Genomic DNA, 16430 nt, shown 5'->3' with positions numbered 1-16430 from the left:
GCTGAAGCTCCCGCACATACAGCTCTCGCCGCGCACGAGGTGCGCGGCGAGAGCTGTATGTGACGTCACGGCGATCACGCGTGCGCGGGCGCCCTCTCGCGGCCGGGCTGGCGGAGCAGCAGCGCGACGGCCGCGGCCAGCATGGAGATGCCACCGGCGAGTGCGTACGCGCCGTTGTAGCCCCACGCGGCCACCACCATCGAGCCGAGCCCGCCGCCGAACAGGCCGCTGATCAGCTTGCCGCTGTAGACGAGCCCGTAGTTGGTGGCGTTGTAGTTCTCCCCGAAGTAGTCCGGGGTCAGCGCCGCGAACATCGGGTAGAACGCGCCGCCACCGAATCCCGAGAGGAACGCGAAGACCAGGAACAGCCACTCGCTGTGGATGTCGCCCGCCCAGATCACGCCGAACTGTGAGAGCCCGAGGACCAGGATCACGAACACCAGGGTCGCCTTGCGGCCCCAGATGTCGGAGAGCCAGCCGACCACGCCGCGCCCGATGCCGTTGATGACGGCCATGAGCCCCATCGACGTCGCGGCGACCAGGGGGCCGAAGCCCACCTCCTTGGCGAAGTCCACCTGGAAGGAGATCCCGAAGATGGACACACCCGCGGTCATGACGAGCGTGAACCACATCAGGGGCAGCATGCCCGTTCTGATGGCCTCCTTCGGTGTGAACTGACGCACCGCGGGCGGGTTCTTGGCGAGGCTCACCGCGTCCTTGGAAGCGCCCGTCTTCTCCAGCGGGTCGATGTCGGAGGGCCACCAGTTCTTCGGCGGGTCCTTGAAGAAGAAGGCGCAGGCCAGAACGACGACCAGGATGTACGCGCCGATCAGGTCGAGGACGCGGTGGTAATTGCCCGTGTCGAAGGCGTAGTTGAAGATGAAGATGAACGGCAGTGAGCCGTAGGCGAATCCGCCGTTGACGAACCCTGTCTTCGCGCCGCGGCGCTCGGGGAACCACTTGGCGACCATGTTGATGCAGGTCGCGTAGACGAAGCCGGAACCCACACCGCCGATGACACCGAACCCGATGATCGCGAGCCAGACGTTGTTCAGGTGCGACAGGGCGAGGAATCCGATCAGGCACATGACCGACCCGATGTACATGGCGCTCCGCGCAGTCAGGATGCCCCGCTCACGCATCCATCCGGCCGGGAACGCTATGCCCGCCTGGAAGAAGACCCAGACACTCAGAATCCAGAAGGTGTTTGACTGCGTCCAGCCGTGGGCGTGGGACAGGGTGTCCTCCGCCGAGCCGAACGCGTACTCGAAGACGCTGATGGCCATCATCGCTGTCCATGGCAGGTACACCATGATCTTGCGTGAGTGGCCGAGGATGTCCCGGTCCGTCTCGCCCACGCGGTAGACGCGGCCGTGCTCGTCGGTGATCTCGTGATACGGGGTGCCGGTCTGAGGCGCCGTGCTGTCTGTGGCGATGGGCTCCGCCGTCATATCAGGCCATCTCCTCACCGATCGGGTGCGGGTTGGGAGCGATGTGCCGGGCGTGTGGCCTGCCCGGTGACTTCAGGAACAGTGCGAGTACGGCCGAGGCGAGGCCGATGCTGCCCGCGATGATGAACGCGCCCTCGTAGTCCCATGCGCTGACCACGACGCCGCCCACCCCGGAGCCGACCAGGCCCGAGATCAACTTCGAGCTGTAGACCATGCCGTAGTTGGAGGCGTTGTTGTTCTCTCCGAAGTAGTCGGCCGTCATCGCCGCGAAGAGCGGGAAGATCGCGCCGCCGCCGAAGCCGGAGACCATCGAGCAGAACAGGAAGAACGGCATGGACCCCATGGAGCCCGATATCAGGACGCCGAACTGTGCGGAGCCCAGGACGAGGCAGACGATGACGAGGGTGTTGCGGCGGCCGTAGCGGTCGGAGATCCAGCCGATCACTCCGCGGCCCGTGCCGTTCACGATCGCCTTCAGGGACATCGCCGTGGCCACGATCCCGCCCGCGAACCCCATGTCCTTGCCGAACGGCACCTGGAAGGCGATGCCGAAGATATTGATTCCGGCCGTGCAGAGCAGACAGAACCACATCATCCAGAGAACAGGAGTACGCGAGGCCTCCCTCGGGGTGTACTGCTTCACGGCGGGCGGATTCTTCTCAAGGGCACGGCGGACCCTGGGGTCGTCCGACACCTTCAGCGGGTCGACGTTCGCGGGCCACCAGCCCTTGGGCGGGTCCTTGAAGAACCACCCGGCGAACGCCACGATCAGCGCGCAGATGACACCTACGGAGACCAGGACTCCCTGGTAGTTGCTCAGATCCATGTACGAGGTGAAGAGGAAGACGAAGGGCACCGAGCCATAGGCGAACCCGCCGTTGACCATGCCGGTCTTGCCGCCCTTGCGCTCCGGATACCACTTGCCGACCATGTTCACGCAGGTCGCGTAGACCAGGCCGGCACCTATGCCGCTGAACATGCCGAATCCGATGTACGCGACGATCACATGCGGCGCGTAGGCGAGCGAGATGTAGCCGAGGATCGTGCCGGTGGCGCCGAGGAACATCGCGTACCGGGCGGGCAGTCTGCCGCTCTCCCGTAACTGCCCCGCGGGGAAGGCGACGGCGGCCTGGAAGAAGATCCAGACACCCATCAGCCAGAAGATGTGGCCGCTGTTCCACAGATGCGCGTCGTGCAGGGTGTCCTCGGCGGAGGTGAACGCGTACTCCGATGAGCTGATGCCCATCATGCCCATCCACGGGAAGAGGACCATGGTCCATCGTGGTCGTCCCATGATGTCCCGGTCGCTCTCGCCTATCCGGTACAGGCGGCCGTTGCGGTCCGTCACCTCCCTGTAGGGGAAGGGCTTCGATAGGTCGGTGGTTGTCATGTGTGTCGCACCCCTTGCGTCGAAAGCTGGCCAGCGCCCCCTGTCCGTCCTTCGTGCGCGCACGGGTCCCGGGCCCGGCCGACGCGCACCGCCGGCCGGCCCCAACACCGGTCACCTCATCGACCGCCCCCCAACAGACCGGCCGCCCGGGCCCACCGGTACTTCGCGCCGAGCGCGGCCACCGGCTTCTCCGTGGTGTACGGGTAGGCCACGACCCCCCGCTCGAAGAGGTACTGGCAGGCCTCCTCCACCTCGACATCGCCCGCCAGGGATGCCACGACGGGCTTCTCGATGCCGCGCTCACGGAACTCCGCGACCACACGGGCGGTCAGCTCGGCGAAGACCATGGGAGGGGTGACGATGGTGTGCCAGTAGCCCAGGACGAGCGCGTGAATGCGCGGGTCCTCCAGGCCGAGCCTGATCGTCGCCTCGTACGTCGACGGGGGCTCGCCCCCGGTGATGTCGATGGGGTTTCCCGCTGCCCCGAAGGGCGGGATGAACGCCCGGAAGGACGCGTCCAGGTCGTCCGGGATCTCCATGAGGCGCAGGCCGTTGTCGGTCACCGCGTCGGAGAGCAGCACGCCGGAGCCGCCCGCACCCGTGATGATCACGATGTTGTCGCCCTGCGGGGCGGGCAGTACGGGCAACGCGCGCGCGTACTCCAGCATCTCGTTGAGCCCCGGGGCCCTGATGACGCCCGCCTGCCTGAGGATGTCGTCGTACACGGCGTCGTCGCCCGCGAGGGCGCCCGTGTGCGATCCGGCGGCCTTCGCCCCGGCGGCCGTACGTCCGGCCTTCAGGACCACGACAGGCTTCTTCGGAACGGTCGCCCGCGCGGCCTCCACGAAGGCCCGGCCGTCCTTGAGGTCCTCCAGGTGCATCGCGATGCACTTGGTGTGGGGGTCCTCGCCGAACCACGTGAGGAGGTCGTCCTCGTCCAGGTCGGACTTGTTGCCGAGCCCGACGATCGCCGAAACGCCTGTCTTCGTAGTGCGCGCGAAACCGAGGATGGCCATCCCGATGCCACCGGACTGACTCGTCAGCGCGACCCCGCCCTTGACGTCGTACGGAGTGCAGAACGTGGCGCACAGGTCCTGCCACGTCGAGTAGTAGCCGTAGATGTTCGGGCCGAGCAGCCGCACTCCAAGGCGCTCGCCGATCTCCACGATCTCGTCCTGGAGAGCCTGTTCACCGGTCTCGGCGAACCCGGAGGGGATCAGGACCGCGTTGGGGATGCCCTTGCGACCCACCTCCTCCAAGGCCGACGCCACGAACTTTGCGGGGATCGCGAAGACCGCCACATCCACCTCACCGGGAACGTCCGTGACACTCTTGTACGCCTTGCGGCCCAAGATGTCATCGGCCTTGGGGTTCACCGGATGGATCTCACCGGAGAAGCCGCCGTCGATGAGATTGCGCATCACCGAATTGCCGATCTTTCCCTGCTCGTTGGAGGCACCGATCACGGCGACCGAGCGGGGCTCCATCAGGCGCCGCATCGACGTGAGTATCTCCTCACGCGTGTATGTACGGCGCTGCTTGGTGACTCCTTCGGAGAGGATGACGCGGATGTCCGCGGCGATCGCGCCCTCCGGAGTGGCGATCACCGGGTTGAGGTCCACCTCGGCGATCTCCGGGAAGTCGGTGACAAGTCGCGACACCCGGCGTATCTGCTCGGCTATGGCCCAGCGGTCCACCGCCGGCGCGCCGCGCACACCCCGCAGGATCTCGGCGGCGCGGATCGAGTCCAGCATCGACGCGGCCTCGTCGGCGTCGACCGGCGCGAGACGGAACGTGACGTCCTTGAGGACCTCGACGAGTACACCGCCGAGCCCGAAGGCGACGACCTTCCCGAACGTCGGATCGGTCACCGCCCCGACGATCACTTCCTGGCCGGAGGGCAGCAGCTCCTGCACCTGCACGCCCTCGATGCGTGCTTCTGGCGCGTACGCGCGCGCGTTGTCGACGATTTCGCAGAAGGCGGCCCGTACGTCGGTGGCGCCCTCCACTCCTACGATGACGCCGCCCGCATCGGTCTTGTGCAGGATGTCGGGGGAGACGATCTTCATGACGACGGGCCCTTCGAAGCGGGCCGCGTGCGCCACCGCCTCGTCCACGTCCGCCGCGAGCTCCTCGCCGGGCACGGCGATCCCGTACGCGTCCGCGAGGATCTTGCCCTCCGGCGCCGTCAGTGACGTCCGCCCCTCGGCCCGCACGGTGTCGAGGAGCGCCCGCACCGTCAGTGCGCGGTCTTCGGCCATCAATCAGATCACTCCGTTCGACTTGAGCAGGCGCAGTTCCTCGTCGCCGAGGCCGAGCTCACCGATGAAGACCTCCGCGTTGTGCTCGCCCAGGAGCGGCGAACTGACCACGTTCACTGGCGAGTCCGACAGCTTCAGGGGGGAGCCGACCGTGGTGAAGGAGCCGCGCTGCGGATGCGCGACCTCGACGACCATCTCGTTCGCGGCGAGGGAGGCGTCCTCGATGATCTCCTTGGTGGAGAGGATCGGGCCGCACGGGATGTTGTGGGCGTTGAGCCGCTCAAGGACCTCCCACTTGGGGAGCGTGGAGGACCACTCCTCGATCAGCTGGAACATCTTGCCGAGCTTGGGAAGCCGCGACTCCGGAGAGGCCCACTCCGGGTCCTGAGCGAGCTCCGGGCGCCCGATGAGGTCGGTGAGCGGCTGCCAGCCCACGGGCTGCACGATGACGTACACGTAGTCGTTCGGGCCGCCGGGCGCGCACTTGACCGCCCAGCCGGGCTGTCCGCCGCCGCTCGCGTTGCCGGAGCGCGGCACGTCGTCCCCGAAGTCCTCGTTCGGGTACTCGGCGAGCGGTCCGTGCGCCAGGCGCTGCTGGTCGCGCAGCTTGACCCGGCACAGGTTGAGCACCGCGTGCTGCATGGCGACGTTCACGCGCTGACCGCGACCGGTGTTCTCCCTCTGGAAGAGGGCGGCGAGAATCCCGGCGACGGCGTGGATGCCGGTCCCGGAGTCACCGATCTGGGCGCCCGTGGCGAGCGGTGGACCGTCCTCGAAGCCCGTGGTCGACATGGAGCCGCCCATGGCCTGTGCCACCACTTCGTAGGCCTTGAAGTTGGTGTAGGGGCCGTCTCCGAAGCCCTTGATCGAGGCGTAGACGATCCGCGGGTTGATCTCCTGGATGCGCTCCCAGGTGAAGCCCATCCGGTCCACGGCGCCCGGGCCGAAGTTCTCGACCATCACGTCGGAGCGCCGGATCAGCTCCGTGAGGAGCTCCTTGCCGCGCTCGGTCTTGGTGTTGAGGGTGATGCTCCGCTTGTTGCAGTTGAGCATCGTGAAGTAGAGCGAGTCGACGTCCGGCAGGTCACGCAGCTGCTTGCGCGTGATGTCCCCGGAGGGCGCCTCCAGCTTCACCACGTCCGCACCGAGCCAGGCGAGCAACTGGGTGGCGGAGGGGCCGGACTGGACGTGTGTCATGTCGAGGACGCGTACGCCCTCAAGAGCCTTGGTCGTCATCGCACGGGCTCCTCACTTGTACATGGTCTGGTTCATGGTTCCGGGGGCGTACGCGTCCGGATCGACCCACACATTGATCAGCGAGGGTTTGCCCGACTCACGCGCTCGCTGCAGCGCGGGGCCGATGTCCGCGGGGTCGCGTACCTCTTCGCCGTAGCCGCCGAGCATCTGGGCGAACTTGTCGTAGTGGACGTCTCCGAGGGTGTTGCCGACGCGCTCGCGCTCCTCGCCGTACTTGGCCTTCTGGCCGTAACGGATCTGGTTCATCGAGGAGTTGTTGCCGACGATCCCGACGAAGGGCAGGTTGTAGCGCACCAGCGTCTCGAAGTCCCACCCGGTCAGCGAGAAGGCGCCGTCTCCGAAGAGGGCCACCACCTCCTTGTCGGGCCGCGCCTGCTTGGCGGCGAGCACGAAGGGGATGCCGACGCCGAGCGTGCCGAGCGGCCCGGGGTCCATCCAGTGGCCCGGCGACTTGGGCTGCACGACCTGCCCGGAGAAGGTGACGATGTCGCCGCCGTCACCGATGTAGATCGAGTCTTCGGTAAGGAAGTCGTTGATTTCGCTGACGAGACGGTACGGATGGATCGGCGAGGCGTCGGACTTCAGGTTCGGCAGCCGCTTCTCGATCGCCGTCTGCTCGGCGGCGCGCAGTTCGTCGATCCACTCCTTGCGCTTGGACGCGCCTCCGTTGAGGCGGCCGGAGGCGGCCTCGGTGACCGACTTCAGGATCAGCCCCGCGTCGCCGACGATGCCCAGGTCCACGTCCCTGTTCTTGCCGACGGTGCGGTAGTCGAGGTCGATCTGTACGACGGTGGCGTCGGGGGAGAGCCGCTTCCCGTAGCCCATACGGAAGTCGAAGGGCGTGCCCACGATGACGATGAGGTCGGCATTGGAGAAGGCGTACCGCCGCGAGAGCTGGAAGTGGTGCGGGTCCCCGGGCGGCAGGGTGCCGCGGCCCGCGCCGTTCATGTAGGCGGGCACATTCAGGGTCCGCACGAGCTCGATGGCGGACGCGGTGCCCCGCGTCGTCCACACCTGGCTGCCGAGGAGGATCGCGGGCTTCTCGGCGTGCACGAGCAGGTCGGCGAGCTTCTCGACGGCCTCGGGGTCGCCGGCCGAGCGGGTGGAGGCGCGATACCGCCCGGCCTGCGGCACCCGGGCCTTGTCCACCGGCACCTTGGCGTCGAGCACATCGCGCGGGATCTCCAGGAAGGACGGTCCCGGAGCGCCGTGATAGCACTCGCGGAAGGCCATCGACACCATGTCCGCGGCGCGCGCCGTGTCCGGCACGGTCGCGGCGAACTTGGTGATGGGCGTCATCATGTCGACGTGCGGAAGGTCCTGGAGCGACCCCATCTTGTGCTGGGTGTGCGCTCCCTGGCCGCCGATCAGCAGCATGGGGGACTCCGCGCGGAAGGCGTTGGCGACGCCCGTGACGGCGTCCGTGGTTCCCGGTCCCGCCGTCACCACGGCGCATCCCGGCTTACCGGTCAGGCGCGCATAGCCGTCGGCCGCGTGGGCGGCCACCTGCTCGTGGCGTACGTCGACGACATCGATCCCCTCGTCGACGCAGCCGTCGTAGATGTCGATGATGTGGCCGCCGCACAAGGTGTAGATGACCTCCACACCCTCTGCTTTGAGTGCCTTGGCAACCAGATGCCCACCGGAGATGTGGGTCTGGTTCGTGTCGCTGCTGCCGTCGGGCATGGCGAAGTCCTGTCCCTTCGTAGGGGAGTTGGAGCGCTCACACGCTGCTCGTAGGTGCTCTCACGGTAGATTGCATACAGTCGACGAATACTGTATGAAGCTTGTTATCCCGCATCCGGTCAGTGGTGTCCAGGGGGCGTGCGGCACTTTTCGGAGGCGGGGGGTTCGCTCCCCGCAACGACACGGCGTCAGGAGCCGGAATGGACCTGTTCGAGCACCAGGCAAGGGAACTCTTCGAGGAATACGGCATCTTGGTGCCGCGAGCGGAGGTCGCCGACACGGCGAAGGAGGCACGCGCGGGAGCCGAACGCCTGGGCGGGCGCGTCGTCGTCAAGGCCCAGGTGAAGACCGGCGGACGCGGCAAGGCGGGCGGCGTGAAGGTCGCGGCGGACCCGGCGGCGGCCGAGATCACGGCACGCCAGATCCTCGGCATGGACATCAAGGGCCACACCGTGCACAAGGTGATGGTGGCCCAACCCGTCGAGATCGACAGCGAGTTCTACGTCTCGTACGTACTGGACCGGGCGGCAGGACGCTTCCTCGCGATCGCGTCCGCCGAGGGCGGCATGGAGATCGAGGAGGTGGCGGCCGGCCGCCCTGAGGCCGTCGCGCGCGTGGAGATCGACCCGGCCGCGGGAGTGAGCGAGGCGAAGGCGGCCGAGATCGCCGCGGCGGCGGGACTTCCCGAAGCCGCCGCCGACGTCCTGGTCAAGCTGTGGCAGGTACTGATCCGCGAGGACGCGCTCCTCGTCGAGGTGAACCCGCTCGTCCGTACCGCCCAGGGGGAGATCCTCGCCCTCGACGGCAAGGTCACCCTGGACGACAACGCCCGCTTCCGTCAGGCACGCTGGGGCGCCGACGACTCCGCGCACGACGACCCGCTGGAGTCCGAGGCCGCGTCCAAGGGACTCAACTACGTCAAGCTCGACGGCGAGGTCGGCATCATCGGCAACGGCGCGGGCCTCGTCATGTCCACCCTCGACGTGGTCGCGGGCTGCGGTGCGCGCCCCGCGAACTTCCTCGACATCGGAGGAGGCGCCTCCGCCCAGATCATGGCCGACGGCCTCTCCGTCATCCTCTCCGACCCCGCCGTCAAGTCCGTCTTCGTCAACGTCTTCGGCGGCATCACCGCGTGCGACGCCGTCGCCGACGGCATCGTCCAGGCCCTGGAATCCGTCCAGTTGACCAAGCCACTCGTCGTCCGCCTCGACGGCAACAACGCCGTACGCGGCCGCGCCATCCTCGACGAACGTTCCCATCCCCTCGTCCAGCAGGCCACCACCATGGACGGCGCCGCGCGCCGAGCCGCCGAACTCGCAGGCCACACCAACGCAGCCTAAGGAGCGGGAACATGGCGATCTACCTCACCAAGGAGAGCAAGATCCTAGTCCAGGGCATGACCGGCGCCGAGGGCATGAAACACACCCGCCGCATGCTCGCGGCGGGCACGGACGTCGTCGGCGGCGTCAATCCCCGCAAGGCAGGGCGCACCGTCGACTTCGACGACCGCGCCGTCCCCGTCTTCGGCTCCGTCCGCGACGGCATCGAGGCCACGGACGCGGACGTCACCGTGGTCTTCGTGCCACCCGCGTTCGCCAAGGCGGCGGTCACCGAGGCCGCCGACGCCGGGATCGGCCTGGCCGTGGTCATCACCGAGGGCATCCCCGTGCACGACTCCGTCGCCTTCCACGCGTACGCCAAGGAGCGCGGCACCCGCGTCATCGGCCCCAACTGCCCCGGGCTCATCACACCTGGGCAGGCCAACGCGGGCATCATCCCCGCCGACATCACCAAGCCCGGACGCGTCGGCCTGGTGTCGAAGTCCGGCACACTCACCTATCAACTCATGTACGAGCTGCGCGACATCGGCTTCTCCACCTGCGTGGGCATCGGCGGCGACCCCGTCGTCGGCACCACACACATCGACTGTCTCGCCGCCTTCGAGGACGACCCCGACACCGAACTGATCGTCCTCATCGGTGAGATCGGCGGCGACGCGGAGGAACGCGCGGCCGCCTACATCCAACGGGCCGTCACCAAGCCCGTCGTCGCCTACATCGCCGGATTCACCGCACCCGAAGGCAAGACCATGGGACACGCGGGAGCCATCGTCTCGGGCTCGTCCGGCACCGCACGTGCGAAACAGGAGGCGCTGGAGTCCGCCGGAGTGCGGGTCGGCGCCACACCGACGGAAACGGCCCGCCTCGTTCTTAACCAACTCGGGGCGTGATGTCACTCATAGGTGGCAGACCCCGGCTGTACTAGCGTCCCCCAGCACACACGCGCGGACCGCGAACCGAGCGGCGCCGACGCGAGCCATGCATCCCCCGCCCCGACTTGTGCACCGTGAGCGGAGACATTCGAATGGCACCCACCCTCACCAACCCCCTCGTCCTCAAAGCCGATACGGCCTGGACCGACGCCTGGCGGCGCTGCCTCGCCGTCGCGCCCGAGGCATTCCGTGACGACCGCGTCCTGAACCTCTGGAACGGGACCTGGCACGCGGACGGCCGGACCCTGCCCGCCACATCTCCCGTCGACGGCAGTCCCATCGCGGGCCCGCCGCGCCTCGACGCAGCCACCGCCCACCAGGCCGTACGCGCCTCACTCGACCAGCACCGGGCCTGGCGCCACGTCCCCTTGGCGGAACGGCGCGCCCGCGTCGCCGCCACCCTCGACGCCCTCACCGAACACCGCGAGCTGCTCGCCCTCCTCCTGGTCTGGGAGATCGGCAAGCCCTGGCGGCTCGCCCAGGCCGATGTCGACCGGGCCATCGACGGCGTGCGCTGGTACGTCGACGGCATCGAGCCGATGATGGCCGACCGGACCCCGCTGGACGGTCCGGTGTCCAACATCGCGAGCTGGAACTACCCGATGAGCGTGCTCGTTCACGCAGTGTTGGTACAGGCACTCACAGGAAACGCGGTCATCGCCAAGACCCCGACCGACGGCGGCGTCGCCTGCCTGACCCTGGCATGCGCCCTCGCCGCACGTGAAGGGATCCCCGTCACCCTCGTGAGCGGCAGCGGGGGAGAGCTGTCCGAAGCGCTGGTCCGCGCACCGGAGATCGGCTGCGTCTCCTTCGTCGGCGGACGGGACACGGGCGCCGCCGTCGCCACCGCCGTCGCCGACCTCGGCAAGCGGCACATCCTCGAACAGGAAGGACTCAACACCTGGGGCATCTGGAACTACAGCGACTGGGACGCGCTCAGCGCCGTCATCCCCAAGCTCTTCGACTACGGCAAACAGCGCTGCACCGCGTATCCGCGCTTCGTCGTCCAACGTGGCCTCTTCGACGAGTTCCTCGCCGCCTACCTCCCGGCCGTGCGCACCCTTCGCGTCGGCCACCCCCTGGCGGTCGAGCGCCCCGAAGACCCGTTCCCGCAACTGGACTTCGGCCCGCTGATCAACGCGGCCAAGGCGAAGGAGCTGGGCGACCAGGTGACGGAGGCGATCGACCGCGGAGCCGTGCCGCTGTACCGCGGCGCCCCGGCGGCGGACCGCTTCCTGCCGGGTCAGGACACGGACGCGTACCTCCATCCCGTCACGCTCCTCAACCCGCCCCCGTCCTCTCCGCTGCACCACGCGGAGCCGTTCGGCCCGGTCGACACCATCGTCCTGGTCGACACGGAGGCGGAGCTGCTCGCTGCCATGAACGCGTCGAACGGGGCGCTGGTCGCCACGCTGTCGACCGACGACACCGCGACGTACGAACGTCTCGCGCCGCAGATCCGTGCCTTCAAGACGGGCCGCGGTAAGCCCCGCTCGCGCGGCGACAGGGACGAGCTGTTCGGCGGATTCGGCGCGTCCTGGCGCGGCGCGTTCGTCGGCGGAGAGCTGCTGGTCCGGGCGGTCACACATGGCCCGGCGATGGAACGACCGCCGGGGAACTTCCCCAGCTATCACTTGATGGCGTGAGGTTCCCTGTCCTTACGGGGAGCCATCTGACCGGTAGGTGACCGGCAGGTGACCGGCAAGGCGTCGGCGGCCCATCGGCGGCCTGACCGATGCCCTGCCGGTCGGGCCGCACCGCGAACGCACGGTCAGCGCCGCGCTCTCCCGTCAGCGGGCGCTCCCGTAATCAACCGGTCACTTGTGGTGATGGCCCGGGTGGGCTGCCGCGAGCCGCCGGGCAGCCGCTCGTCGACGTACGGATATGCAGGTGAAAGGCACTCCGAAAGCTTGGTATTGTTGTCCATGTCGCCGCGGGGAACACCCCGCGAACGGCAGACACCTAGTCCGGGTGGCGGAATGGCAGACGCGCTAGCTTGAGGTGCTAGTGCCCTTTAACGGGCGTGGGGGTTCAAGTCCCCCCTCGGACACTTTCAAGTGAGCTTGTACGAGTGAGGGCCGTGACCGGAAGGTCACGGCCCTCACTCGTGTTCCACCTCGGAGCCGGTCAGGCGTGAAGCCCGTCAGACCGCTGACCAGCCCCCGTCCACCGGCAGGATCGCCCCGTTGATGTTGCCCGCCGCCTCCGACGCGAGGAACACGATGGCCGCCGCCTGCGTCTCGGCTCCGGCGGGGCAGCCGACGTTCCCCATGTACGGGGCCAGTGCCTGCGGGCCGAGTGCGTCCTTGTCGACGTCGAGCCGGATGTTGGTGATCGTGCCGCCGGGGGCGATGGCGTTGGTGCGGATTCCCCTGTCCCGGTAGGTCACGGCCAGCGACTTGGTCAGGCCCGCGATGCCGTGCTTGGAGGCGGTGTAGGCGGCTCCGGCGGCGCTGCCCCGCAGTGAGGCCTCGGACGCCGTGAAGACGAGGGAGCCCCGGCCGGCCTCGAGCATGTGCGGCAGGACGGCCCGGGCAAGCAGGAACGGGGCGGTGAGGTTGATGCGGATCACCCGCTCCCACTCCGTGTCCGTGACGTCCGCCGCGGCCGACATGCTGTCCATGATCCCGGCGTTGTTGACCAGGACGTCGATGCCGCCGAAGGTCTTCAGCGCGGTCGCTACGGCCTCGTCGACCACCGCCTGTTCGCTGAGGTCGCCCACGACGGCGACGGCCCTGCCGCCGTCCGACTCGATGGCGGCGGTCACCTCGGCGGCGCCCTGGGCGTTCAGATCGGCGACGACCACCTTGGCCCCGCGCTCGGCGAAGGTGAGGGCCGCGGCCCTTCCGATGCCCGAACCGGCCCCGGTCACGATCACGCTGCGGTCGGTGAAGTCCATGAAGCTGCTCATGGTTCCTCTTTTCTGGAGCTTGTCCCGGGCTGGAGATGACCGATCCTGACGCCGGCCCTCGCGATATGCACTATACATATGAAGTGCATGATGCACGTTATGGGTAGAATGCGTGTATGGAAAAGCCCGGTCGTCGCATGGACACACCCGTTGACCGAACGGACAAGCCCGTTCGACAGGTCGAATTCGAGACGATGCTGCTCGGACGGCACTCACACCTGTACAACCCCCGCACGCGCTCCTCCGGCGGGCGCCTGGACCGCAGCGCGTACGTCCTGCTCAGCCGCATCCAGATGGACGGCCCGATGTCCATCGGCCAGCTCACCGAAGCCTTCGGCCTCGACGCGTCCACCCTCAACCGGCAGACCGCGGCCATGCTGCGGACCGGACTCGTCGAGCGCATCCCGGACCCCGAGGGCGGCATGGCTCGCAAGTTCCGCATCTCCGCCGAGGGCGAGAGCCAGCTCGACGCCGACCGCGCCGAGTACACCCAGGGCCTTGAGAAGGTCCTGGACGGCTGGTCGGCGCAGGACGTGGCGACGTTCGCCGGCTTCCTCCAGCGTTTCAACAGCGACATCGAGAGCCTGGAGGGGCATCCCTGGCCGCGCCCCTGAACCGCACCGATCCCCCGCGTGCCGGCGCGAGCGGCTTCCCCGGCAAGGACGCGGGCGTCGACGAACTCCTCGTCAGCCCGCTGACCGTGCGCACCCACGTCCAGCGCGCCATGGCCAAGCTCGACGCGCGTGACCGCGCCCAACTGGTCGTCATCGCCCACCAGTCGGGCCTGGTCCGCCCGGCGCCGCCCTCGTAGTGAGTTCAGCACTTCAGCACTTCAGGACTTCTTGAGCCCGTCCATCTCCGCGCGCGTGTCGGACATGAGCATCTCCTCGACCTCCGACGCGGTCGGCGGCTCGACCTTGTCGTCCGGGCCGCCGCCGTAGAAGCTCCAGCGCATTTCGATGGTGAACCAGCCCTCGCGCACAGCGAGCGTCATGCCGTTGAGGGAGTCCTTGTCCGTGCCGCTCGTCTCGGTCACCAGGTATGCCTCGTCGCCGATGCCGCTCACGGCCTTGGTCTTGTATCCGTACGTCTTCTGCGACTGGTCCTCGTACGCCTTCTGCTCCGACGCGAACTCGCCCGCGGGGTCGGTCGCCTTGTGCCAGCGGGCCGTGGAGTAGACGTAGATGCTCGAATAGGTGTCCTTGGCCGCTTCCGGGTCCTTGAGGTTGCGGCTGCAGTAGCTCTGGTCGAACCCCTTCTGCCGCGACCCGTAGTGGGTGGTCGCGGTGGAGTCCGTGTCGAGCTCGTACTTCTTCTTGAAGGCGTCCAGCGGGGAGACGTCGCAGAGGTTCTTCTTGTACTGGTATCCGGCGAGGTCCGCCTTCGCGTCGTCGCCGCTGTCGGAGCCGAGGTCGCCGGTGGCGAAGAGAGCCCCCGCCCACAGCGCCGACGCGACCACTACGCCGCCGATTCCCCACACCCAGCCCGGGGTGGGCTTGCGCGGGCCTGCCGGGGGCGCGGGCGGCGCGGGCGGCTGGCCGTAGGGGCCCGGCTGTTGTCCGTACGGGCCCGGCGGCTGTCCGTACGGCTGAGGCGAGCCCTGAGGCGGGACCGCGCCCGGGGGCTGCTGATACGGATTCGGGGTCTGCTGGTACGGATTGGGCTGGTTGGGCTGGGGATTCGGTATCGACATAGGCGGCAATGTACCGGTGGCCTGGGCGGGGAGGAGGCCGTCCTGCCCTGGTCGCCCCAGGGGTGACCGGCTCAAGTAAGGTAACCCTTAGCTATACGCGGATGAAGTGCGCCCCTGTACGTCCCTGTACGCAGTGAACTCCTGGAGGCTTCCCCATGCCCGTCACCGCACCTCCCGACGGGGCGACCCGTCGGCCGCCCCGCACCCCGCGGCCGGAGCCCGTCGAACTGGCGGACAGTGCGTGGGTGGCCCGGGCCGTGGAGCGGGGCGTGGAGCGCGGCGACTTCTGGGGCGCCGTACGGGCGGCCGGCGGAGCGCCGCTCGTCGAGCCCGATCCGCAGGGCGACGGTGCGTACCGGGTCGTCACCTTCCTTTGGCGGGGCACAGAGGCGACCCGCGCCGTCCTCGTGATGCCGAACAAGATCGTCGACCCGCGTGACATGGCCTCCAACCTGATGGAACGGGTGCCGGGGACGGACATCTGGCACTGGTCGGTCCGCATGCGCGAGGACTGGCGTGCGACCTACAGCCTGTGTGTGGACGAGGGGGACGGCCCGCGGGTGAAGGACGGCGCGTACTGGCCCTGGCTGCGGCAGCAGCAGCGGACGGATCCGCTCAACTCGCGCACGCTCAACCGACGTTGGGGCGGAGATCCGGTCTCGTACGTCGAGCTGCCGCAGGCACCCACCGGCGACGACTGGCGGCGCCGCGACGGCGTGGCGCGCGGCACGGTCAGCACGCACGCCGTCCGCAGCGAACTGCTCGGCAACGAACGGCAGGTGCACCTGTACGAGCCGCCGGGCGGCGGGCGCGACCTGCCCGTCCTGGTGCTCATGGACGGCGAGATGTGGCAGCCGGGGCTCGGCATCGCGGCCCTCCTCGACAACCTCATCGCCGATGGCGGCATCCCGCCCCTGGCCGCCGTCCTTCCCGAATCCCTGAGCGCCGACCAGCGCTGGGCGGAACTCGCCTGCAACGAGCGGTTCGTCCGGTTCCTGGAGACCGAGCTGCTGCCCTGGGCTGGTGAGCGTCTTTCCCTGACCGGCGATCCCGCGCGGACCGTCGTCGCGGGCCAGAGTCTCGGCGGTCTCACCGCCGCGTACGCCGCCGTGATCGCGCCGGGGCGGTTCGGCCGCGTCCTTGCGCAGTCTGGTTCCTTCTGGTGGCCCGACGGACCCGACCTGGAACGCTCCGAGTGGCTGACCGGACGCATCGCCGCGAGCGAGAAGCTGCCCGTGCGGTTCTGGCTCTCGGCCGGTGAGCAGGAGTGGGTCGCGCTGCCCGCCATGCGCAGGCTGCGCGCCACGTTGCGGGAGAAGGGGTACGACGACACCGTGTACCGCGAGTTCAACGGCGGGCACGACTACTTGTGCTGGCGCACCGAGCTCGCGGACGGGCTCGTCGGGCTGCTCGGCGATCAGTCCGAGGGGGAGTCCGAGGGGGCGACCGCCGCCGCGTAGCCCGCGGGGACGGCCGTGTCCCGCACGCTCCGGGGGCGGCCGCGTCCCG

12 protein-coding genes, 1 tRNA gene and 1 pseudogene are annotated in these 16430 nt (G+C 68.6%); 7 read left to right on the top strand and 7 right to left on the bottom strand.

Features of this window, described 5'->3' with window-relative positions; translation table 11 throughout:
- Positions 1-74: 74 nt before the first annotated feature.
- From ACFVXC_RS02455 to ACFVXC_RS02435, 5 genes are all read right to left on the bottom strand, one after another.
- On the bottom strand, positions 75-1451 hold the full coding sequence (locus ACFVXC_RS02455) for an OFA family MFS transporter (protein ID WP_389900693.1): 1377 nt from the start codon (positions 1449-1451) through the stop codon (positions 75-77).
- Between the two features lies 1 nt (position 1452).
- Positions 1453-2841: an OFA family MFS transporter gene (locus tag ACFVXC_RS02450; RefSeq protein ID WP_389900692.1), complete on the bottom strand. Its 1389-nt coding sequence runs from the start codon at positions 2839-2841 to the stop codon at positions 1453-1455.
- 116 nt (positions 2842-2957) lie between these two features.
- Positions 2958-5102 carry an acetate--CoA ligase family protein gene (locus ACFVXC_RS02445; RefSeq protein WP_389900690.1) on the bottom strand — a complete coding sequence of 715 codons (2145 nt, stop codon included), beginning with the start codon at positions 5100-5102 and terminating at the stop codon, positions 2958-2960.
- A gap of 3 nt (positions 5103-5105) precedes the next feature.
- The gene (gene frc / locus ACFVXC_RS02440) at positions 5106-6338 is read right to left on the bottom strand and encodes a formyl-CoA transferase (RefSeq protein WP_389900688.1); all 1233 of its coding nucleotides are present in this window, start codon (positions 6336-6338) and stop codon (positions 5106-5108) included.
- A gap of 12 nt (positions 6339-6350) precedes the next feature.
- Positions 6351-8045: a thiamine pyrophosphate-binding protein gene (locus ACFVXC_RS02435; RefSeq protein WP_389900687.1), complete on the bottom strand. Its 1695-nt coding sequence runs from the start codon at positions 8043-8045 to the stop codon at positions 6351-6353.
- 200 nt (positions 8046-8245) lie between these two features.
- Here ACFVXC_RS02435 and sucC point away from each other — a divergent pair, with 200 nt between their 5' ends.
- From sucC to ACFVXC_RS02415, 4 genes are all read left to right on the top strand, one after another.
- Complete coding sequence (sucC, locus tag ACFVXC_RS02430) at positions 8246-9385, top strand: ADP-forming succinate--CoA ligase subunit beta (RefSeq protein WP_389900686.1); 1140 nt, start codon at positions 8246-8248, stop codon at positions 9383-9385.
- 11 nt (positions 9386-9396) lie between these two features.
- Positions 9397-10275 carry a succinate--CoA ligase subunit alpha gene (sucD, locus tag ACFVXC_RS02425; RefSeq protein WP_389900685.1) on the top strand — a complete coding sequence of 293 codons (879 nt, stop codon included), beginning with the start codon at positions 9397-9399 and terminating at the stop codon, positions 10273-10275.
- A 134-nt stretch (positions 10276-10409) separates the two neighbouring features.
- Positions 10410-11963 (top strand): aldehyde dehydrogenase family protein, encoded by a 1554-nt coding sequence (locus tag ACFVXC_RS02420; protein ID WP_389900684.1) that lies wholly within the window; start codon positions 10410-10412, stop codon positions 11961-11963.
- 319 nt (positions 11964-12282) lie between these two features.
- Positions 12283-12367: transfer RNA gene (locus ACFVXC_RS02415), tRNA-Leu, on the top strand.
- Positions 12368-12460: 93 nt separating this feature from the next.
- Here the strand turns inward: ACFVXC_RS02415 and ACFVXC_RS02410 are convergent.
- Positions 12461-13228, bottom strand: coding sequence for an SDR family NAD(P)-dependent oxidoreductase (locus ACFVXC_RS02410; protein ID WP_389900682.1), 768 nt, complete (start codon positions 13226-13228; stop codon positions 12461-12463).
- A 137-nt stretch (positions 13229-13365) separates the two neighbouring features.
- Between ACFVXC_RS02410 and ACFVXC_RS02405 the strand changes: the two genes are divergently transcribed.
- Complete coding sequence (locus ACFVXC_RS02405; RefSeq protein ID WP_389900680.1) at positions 13366-13842, top strand: MarR family winged helix-turn-helix transcriptional regulator; 477 nt, start codon at positions 13366-13368, stop codon at positions 13840-13842.
- Between the two features lie 65 nt (positions 13843-13907).
- Positions 13908-14039, top strand: a pseudogene (locus ACFVXC_RS02400) (LuxR C-terminal-related transcriptional regulator); the annotation flags it as partial.
- Between the two features lie 21 nt (positions 14040-14060).
- Here the strand turns inward: ACFVXC_RS02400 and ACFVXC_RS02395 are convergent.
- Positions 14061-14921, bottom strand: coding sequence for a hypothetical protein (locus tag ACFVXC_RS02395; RefSeq protein ID WP_389900678.1), 861 nt, complete (start codon positions 14919-14921; stop codon positions 14061-14063).
- Positions 14922-15076: 155 nt separating this feature from the next.
- Here ACFVXC_RS02395 and fes point away from each other — a divergent pair, with 155 nt between their 5' ends.
- Entirely contained in the window at positions 15077-16381 is a 1305-nt protein-coding gene (gene fes / locus ACFVXC_RS02390) for an enterochelin esterase (RefSeq protein ID WP_389900676.1), read from the top strand.
- Positions 16382-16430: the final 49 nt, after the last annotated feature.

Source organism: Streptomyces sp. NPDC058257, assembly GCF_042881845.1.
Taxonomy (GTDB): domain Bacteria; phylum Actinomycetota; class Actinomycetes; order Streptomycetales; family Streptomycetaceae; genus Streptomyces.
This window is presented reverse-complemented; position numbering and strand designations above follow the sequence as displayed.